The sequence below is a fragment of the Mycobacterium sp. genome (genome assembly GCF_035506235.1).
Lineage (GTDB): Bacteria > Actinomycetota > Actinomycetes > Mycobacteriales > Mycobacteriaceae > Mycobacterium.
Genome location: NZ_DATJPU010000091.1, coordinates 1 through 7,444 on the forward strand (window position 1 = coordinate 1; position 7,444 = coordinate 7,444).

4 protein-coding genes and 2 pseudogenes are annotated in these 7,444 nt (G+C 69.0%); 1 reads left to right on the forward strand and 5 read right to left on the reverse strand.

The features are described from left to right. The coding region (locus VMD50_RS08465) for a VIT domain-containing protein (RefSeq protein ID WP_325426741.1) at positions 1–1,137 on the reverse strand (1,137 nt) is incomplete at its 3' end. Further along, complete coding sequence (locus tag VMD50_RS08470; protein ID WP_325426743.1) at positions 1,134–1,736, reverse strand: MerR family transcriptional regulator; 603 nt, start codon at positions 1,734–1,736, stop codon at positions 1,134–1,136. The genes VMD50_RS08470 and VMD50_RS08465, both read right to left, overlap by 4 nt. Before the next feature lie 138 nt (positions 1,737–1,874). Between VMD50_RS08470 and VMD50_RS08475 the strand changes: the two genes are divergently transcribed. Continuing rightward, complete coding sequence (locus tag VMD50_RS08475; protein ID WP_325426745.1) at positions 1,875–2,417, forward strand: hypothetical protein; 543 nt, start codon at positions 1,875–1,877, stop codon at positions 2,415–2,417. Between the two features lie 226 nt (positions 2,418–2,643). On the opposite strand, the gene VMD50_RS08480 is transcribed toward VMD50_RS08475, so the two are convergent. From VMD50_RS08480 to VMD50_RS08490, 3 genes and pseudogenes are all read right to left on the reverse strand, one after another. Further along, positions 2,644–6,027: a pyruvate carboxylase gene (locus VMD50_RS08480; RefSeq protein WP_325426747.1), complete on the reverse strand. Its 3,384-nt coding sequence runs from the start codon at positions 6,025–6,027 to the stop codon at positions 2,644–2,646. 428 nt (positions 6,028–6,455) lie between these two features. Beyond that, positions 6,456–6,686: pseudogene (locus tag VMD50_RS08485) on the reverse strand (hypothetical protein); the annotation flags it as partial. A 153-nt stretch (positions 6,687–6,839) separates the two neighbouring features. Continuing rightward, positions 6,840–7,444 (reverse strand): annotated as a pseudogene (locus tag VMD50_RS08490) (hypothetical protein); the annotation flags it as partial.

Below are 7,444 nucleotides of genomic sequence, written 5' to 3' on the forward strand. Positions count from 1 at the left end.
TTCCGTGCCGCCGCGTGCGTCAACCCGCGCGAGGTGCTCGACAGCGCGGTACCGGTTGCGGTCGCTGGCCTCGACCAACCCGTCGGGGAGACCGGCGGGTCGGTCGATCCGGTCGTCGAACGTCAGCACCGCGAAGCGGTCGCCGCTGGTGAGCGTGTCGACGATGCGCGCGGCGGCGCGGCAGGCCGTCACCATCTTCCACCCGCCCATGCTGCCGGAGCGGTCGAGCACCAACACCACGTCCCGAGGGCGCGGCGGCGCGCCGGACATCGGCGGCAGCACCGTGAGCTGATAGGTCCCCTCGTCGCCTTTCGCATCGGGCACCAGCACGAGCGAGTCGGTGACGTCGTCGGCGCCGTAGCGCAGCCGCAGCACGAAATCGCGGTTGGCCCGCTCGCCGGGTTGTACCCGGATCCGGCCGTCGGCGGTAGACACGGCGTGCAGGCTCGACCGCACCTCCGACAGCATGAGACCGGCGGGATCGATCCCGACCTCGATGGCCAGCGGAACCGGGTGCGGGAAACCGGGCAACAGCACGGGCGGGGTGATGCGCGACGCGTCGGGGACCGCGTCGGTGTCGTCGGCGTAGCCGTCGCCGACCGCAACATCGGCGAGGGCGCGGCCCGGAATGTACCGGGGCGCAACGACAAGCGGAAAGCGAAAGGTCGCCTCGCCGTCCTCGTAGGCCAATGGACTGACGAGCGTCAGCGCGATGCTGACCCGTTCGCCGGGCAGGATGTTGCCCACCCGCATGGTGAACACGTCGGGCCGTTCCTCCTCGGCGATGGAGGCCCGCCGGCCCGAGGCGATCGCGTCGTCGTAGGCCTGGCGGGCGGCTTCCCGCTCGCGCAACTCCGCTTCGACGACGCGGCCGTCGGCCGTCATCTGCATTCGGGTGACCGCGCCGCGATCCGGCAGCGGAAACACGTAAGTCGCTTCCAGGGGCACGTCGAAGGCGTTGACGAAGTCCTGTGTCAGCTCCACTCGGCTCGTGAGCCCGGTGATTTCCGCGCGCACGTCGAGGCGCGCGAGCGGCAGATTGCCGCGGTCGGTGCTCAGTGCACCGAGCCCGGCGCCGTCGTCCGGGGCCACGCGCGTCGTCTCCGCGTCGGTCATCGACGTGATGCGCACGGTCATGATGGGCTCCGTTCATCGAGGGACAGCAGGCCGCGTTCGGCCAGCAGTTCGAGCAGCGGCCGCGCGGCCCCGTGAATCGCGTCAATGTCGTCGACGTCGGGCTGGGCGGGCAAGACCAGCAGTGCCCCGCCGGGCAGGGTTACGGCGGCCAACTTGGTGACAGTGTCGTCGTTGCCGTCGGCCTCCGGGTGCGCGGCGGCGGGCGGGTCGGCCCAGAAGCGGCTTCGCGTCGCGGCGGGCCGGGTTGGTTCCGCCAACGGCTCCGACTCGAGGAGTTCCTCGGGAACGGCGGCGACCCCGCGTAAGGTGGCGTCCGTGGCTCCGGCGAGCTCGGCCTGGATCTCGGCGAGCGATCGGCCCTCGGCCTGGCGACGCTTGACGGCGACGACCTGCAGCAGATGCCGAGGGCTGTAGAGCGCTGTGCGGCCCTGCATGACGGGCCGGTCGACGAGTCCGGTCGTCGTGTACCAGCGCACAACCCGCCGATCGGGCAGGTCGCGCACTCGCCCGTTGGGCGCCCCCGGGTACGCCGAATCGGCGAGGCTGGCGGCGACTCGCCGCACCAGCTCGTCCAGCGGCCAAGTCGCCCCTTCGCTCACCCTGCAATGCTGACACTGTCATATAACACTGTCAAGGTTATTCGCTGCAACCGTCTGCGGATTCTGCGGTCAGAACGCCGCGAAGCGGGTACTCGCGAACAGCCGGAATAAAGACCAACCGGGGCGACGGAGGCGACAGTGACGACACAACCGAACACGACGAGCGGCGTCCAATTACCAAAGCGCGCCGCCCAGCTCCTCGTTGCCGCGGCAACCCGTCTGGGGCGCGTTGTACGTCGCACCCTCGGCCTCGGCGAGCGAGCGCTCAGCCGGATCGGCCTCGGGGACCGGCTGCCGCAACTGACGTCCGGAAGTAGGGGTAACGCCGCGGCGACGTCGAACCAGAAGGCCGTAGAGGCGCCGGCCAGGAAGGCGCCGGCCAAGGCGGTGCCACCGCAGAAGGCGGCGAAGAAAGCCCCCGCCAGAAAGGCGCCGGCCGAAAAGGCACTGGGCAAAAAGGCGCCGGCGAAAGCGCCCGTTAAAGAAGCATCGGCGAAAGCGGCACCGGCAAAGAGGGCCGTGAAGAAGTCGACGGCCAAGCCGGCCAAGAAGACTCCCGGCACGACGGCATCGGGCACGGGCATCGAATCCGCGACGCGGGCAAGCTCACCCGCCAAGAGCGAGCCCGCGCGGAAGCCGGATCCATCTGATTCAAACGATCTACGCGGTGGTGAAAGCTAGGGCGCCGTTAATCCCCTGCGCGGCCCGCCGCCGTTGTCGGGGCCATCAGCGTCACATCCGCCACATTGGTCCCTCCGGCGGGAGGCACCCTTTTTGTCCACCTCAGCGCGACAAGTTCGATTGCGGCACAGGAGTTGTCGCTCAAAGGTGGACAAAAAGCCAACCCCTCCCCAAGGCGTGACTCCTGTGAAGGGGTTTCACTTCGCCTGATGGGTGCAAACCCCGGTCAGCTCAATACCACCAGCAGATCCCCACCTTCCACCTGCGCGGCGCGGGAGACGACCACGCGCTGCACGGTGGCCTCGTGGGGCGCGGTGATCGGGGCCTCCATTTTCATCGCCTCGATGGTGGCGACGGTCTGGCCGGCGCTCACCCGGTCGCCCTCGGACACCGACACCGTGACGACGCCGGCGAACGGTGCGGCGATGTGATGCGGATTGCCACGGTCGGCCTTCTCGGCGGCCGGGACCGTGCTGGCGATGCTGCGGTCGCGCACCAGCACGGGCCGCAACTGGCCGTTGAGAATGCACATCACCGTTCGCATCCCCCGCTCGTCGGGCTCGGAGATGGCCTCCAGCCCGATCAAAAGTTCCACCCCGCGCTCGAGTTTCACCCGGTGCTCCTCGCCCTGGCGCAGCCCGTAGAAGAACTGGTTGGCCGACATTTGTGAGGTGTCGCCGTACATTTCCCGGTGCTCCTCGAATTCTGTTGTGGGGCCGGGGAATAGCAAGTGGTTCAGGGTTGCCTGGCGCTTCGGGCCGCTCAGCGACAGGGCGGCCTCGTCGTCCGGCGTCAGCTCCTCCACGGGCCGGGCGGGCGCCCGGCCGGCCAGCGCGGCGGTGCGCAGCGGCTCGGGCCACCCGCCGGGCGGGTCACCCAGCTCGCCCCGCAAGAATCCCAGCACCGACTCGGGGATGTCGAATCGTGCGGGATCAGAGGCGAATTCGTCGGCGCTCACCCTGGCGCCCACCAACGCCAAGGCCAAGTCGCCGACCACCTTCGACGACGGCGTCACCTTGATCAGCCTGCCCAGCACCCGGTCCGCGCCGGCGTAGGCCTCCTCGACCTCCTCGAACCGATCGCCCAGCCCCAGCGCGATGGCCTGCTGGCGCAGGTTCGACAGCTGGCCGCCCGGGATCTCGTGGTGATAGACCCGTCCCGTCGGGCCGGGCAACCCGGATTCGAAGGGCGAGTACACCTTTCGCAGGGCCTCCCAATACGGCTCCAAGGCGCACACGGCCGCGAGCGACAGCCCGGTGTCGTACTCGGTGTGCGCGGCCGCGGCCACGATCGAGCTGAGCGCGGGCTGGCTGGTGGTGCCTGCCATCGGCGCGGCCGCCCCGTCGACGGCGTCGGCCCCGGCGTGCCAAGCGGCCACATAGCTGGCCAGCTGACCACCGGGCGTGTCGTGGGTGTGGAAATGCACGGGCAGGTCGAAGCGCTCTCGCAGCGCACCCACCAGCCGTCGCGCGGCCTGCGGCCGCAGCAGCCCGGCCATGTCCTTGATGGCCAGCACATGTGCGCCGGCGTCGACGATCTGCTCGGCCAGCTTCAGGTAGTAATCCAGCGTGTACAGCCGCTCACCGGGATCGCTTAGGTCGCCGGTGTAGCACATCGCGACTTCTGCTATGGTAGAACCGGTTTCGCGCACCGCGTCGATGGCGGGGCGCATCGACTCCAGGTTGTTCAGCGCGTCGAAGATGCGGAAGATGTCGATGCCGGTGGCCGTCGCCTCCTGCACGAACGCCGAGGTGACGACCTCGGGGTACGGCGTGTAGCCGACCGTATTGCGACCCCGCAACAGCATCTGCAGACAGATGTTCGGCATCGCCTCGCGCAACGCCGCCAGCCGCTCCCACGGATCTTCCTTGAGGAAGCGCAGCGCCACGTCGTAGGTCGCACCGCCCCAGCACTCCACCGACAGCAGCTGCGGCATGGTCCGCGCGATGTACGGCGCCACCATCTGTAAACCGTTGGTGCGCACCCGGGTCGCCAGCAGCGATTGATGGGCGTCGCGGAACGTGGTGTCGGTAACCAGCACCGCCGCCGACTCCCGCATCCAGCGCGCGAATCCATCGGGCCCCAACTCGACGAGTCGCTGCTTGGACCCGGCCGGCGGTGCGAACCGCAGGTCGACATCGGGCAACTTATCCTGCGCGTACACCGTCGACGGCCGGGTCCCGTACGGCCTGTTGACGGTGACGTCGGCGAGGTAGTTCAGGATCTTGGTCCCGCGGTCGGCCGAGGCCCGGGCGGTCAGCAGCTGCGGCCGTTCGTCGATGAACGACGTCGTGATGCGGCCGGCGCGGAAATCCGGGTCGTCCAAAACCGCTTGCAGGAACGGGATATTCGTCGAAACCCCACGAATCCGGAATTCCGCGATGGCCCGGCGCGCCCGCGACACCGCCGCGGGAAAGTCGCGGCCCCGACAGGTCAACTTGACCAACATGGAATCGAAGTGCGCGCCGATCTCCGCGCCCAGGTTGGTGCTGCCGTCCAGGCGGATTCCCGCACCGCCGGGGGTGCGGTAGGCGCTGATCCGCCCGGTATCGGGCCTGAACCCGTTCGCCGGATCTTCCGTCGTGATGCGGCATTGCAGCGCGGCCCCGTGCGGCCGGACGCCTTCCTGCCGCAGATTCAGGTCGTCGAGCGTCTCGCCCGCGGCGATGCGCAGCTGACTGGAGACGAGGTCGATGTCCGTGATCTCCTCGGTCACGGTGTGCTCGACCTGAATTCGCGGATTCATCTCGATGAAGACGTAACGGCCGTTCTCGTCGAGCAAAAACTCCACAGTGCCGGCGCAGCTGTACCCGATGTGACGGGCGAAGGCGGCCGCGTCGGCGCAGATCCTGTCGCGCAACTCCGCATCCAAATTGGGCGCGGGCGCCAGTTCGATGACCTTCTGGTGGCGGCGCTGGACACTGCAGTCACGTTCGTAGAGGTGGATCACGTTGCCGTGGGTGTCGGCCAAGATCTGAACCTCGATGTGGCGCGGGCGCAATACCGCCTGCTCGAGGTATACCATCGGGTCGCCGAACGCCGACTCGGCCTCTCGGCTGGCGGCTGCGATCGCTTCAGGCAACGCGGCAATGTCTTCGACGCGCCGCATACCGCGCCCTCCCCCGCCGGCGACCGCCTTGACGAACAACGGGAACCGCATGCCCCCCGCCGCCGCCACGAGCGCCTCGACCGACGCCGACGGCGCCGACGACTCGAGCACCGGCAGTCCGGCTTCCCGCGCCGCCGCGATCGCGCGGGCCTTATTTCCGGTCAGCTCAAGCACTTCCGCGCCGGGCCCGACGAACGTGATACCCGCGGCCTTGCACGCCGCGGCCAAGTCGGGGTTCTCCGACAAGAACCCGTAACCCGGGTAGACCGCGTCGGCCCCCGCCCGGCGGGCCGTCGCGACGATCTCGTCGATCGACAGGTACGCCCGCACCGGATGACCGACGTCGCCGACCTGGTAGGACTCGTCGGCCTTGAGCCGATGCTGCGAATTGCGGTCTTCGTAGGCGTAGATCGCGACGGTAGCGATGCCCAATTCATAGGCGGCCCGGAAGGCGCGAATGGCGATCTCCCCGCGATTGGCGACCAGCACTTTGGAGATCATGCCGCCCCTTACCTTGTGAAATTCAGAACCCGCACCATCATCAGTCCAAACAGCCCCCTCCACAAGAACTGGGCAGATTGCCAGCGACCCTCATGTCGGCTACATCGCCGGGATGTGGGCTACCCGCGAGATCGACGGGAGCGTGCTAATCACTCGGTCGTACTTCTTCGCGCCCGCGTCAATCTCGCTGAAGCCGTTGCCGCACCAGGCTAGGAGCCTGGGTCAGTAACAGGTTCGGCGGGCCCCACCTGCGCTGCGGAGCGTGGTCGGTTTTGACTCTGCGGTCAGGGCGACGTCCGTCGGCGTGTCGCCGCCCTGGACGCAGACTCAATGCCGTGGACGCACACTCGGGCGGACAAGCCGCCCGTGGAGGCCTGGGCGGGTCAGCTGATTGCCAGGCCCGGCAGTCCGCTCACGCCGATGTGGTGCCGCAGCTCTTCGGGCAGCTCGTCGCCGCGGCGGTCCTTGCCGAATTTCTTGTCTTCGGCCTTATCGATGCGTTCGGCATCAGCCAACAACGCTGAGACCTCGTCGGCGAGGACCTTTTCCTTCTCGCTCATCCGGGAATAGCTCATGGCTTTGCGTCTGGAGGCATTGGCCCGCACCTTGGTGCCGTCGAGTGCGACCTGGCCCAAGCTGACCATGCCGGCCCGCAGCGCAGGATCTACCTCGAACAACCCACCATCATCGAGATCATCAGGCACACCCAATCATCGCGTGTATCCCGCGTTCAGCCAGATACCCCCAGACGGCGTGTTACCGACCCGGGCTCCTAATGAGGCCGCGGCCTCGAATAGCTCACGACACAGAGCTCAGCCCGGCAAACCGTTCGGCCCGTTCGGGCCGAAAAAGTAGTACCCGCCAAAGCCACCGGGGCCACCGACGCCTGGGACGACCCCGACGCCGCCGTTGCCGCCGGCGCCCCCGATGCCGAAAAGGATGCCGCCGTAGCCGCCCTGGCTGCCGTTACCGCCGAACGCCAAGCCGGCCGCGCCGTAGCCGTTGCCGCCGGCGCCGCCGAGGCCGAAGACCAGGCCGCCGAGTCCGCCGAGTCCGCCGGTGCCGCCGTGGCCGCCAGTCTGGGCGGCCCCGCCGTCGCCGCCGGCTCCGCCGATGCCGAACAAGGAACCCCCGGCATAGATATCGCCGACACCATCGCTGAACACGTAACCGTTGTCGCCGCCGTTTCCGCCGGGCCCGCCGGTGCCGCCGGCGGTCAGGGCGGTCCCGCCGGCCCCGCCGTGGCCGCCCAAGCCGAAGAGGAGGCCGCCGCCCCCACCGCCCTGGCCGCCCTGGCCGCCGATGTTGCTGGCGCCGACGGCCGCCCCGCCGGCGCCGCCGTCGGCCCCGGTGCCGATGAGGTTGAAGAGGGCGCCGCCGCTGCCGCCGTCGCCGCCGACGCCCGCGAGCCCGTTGG

Excerpts from the sequence above, each read along its gene's own strand:
- VMD50_RS08480 (WP_325426747.1), bottom strand. The coding sequence starts at position 6,027 with ATGATCTCCAAAGTGCTGGTCGCCAATCGCGGGGAGATCGCCATTCGC.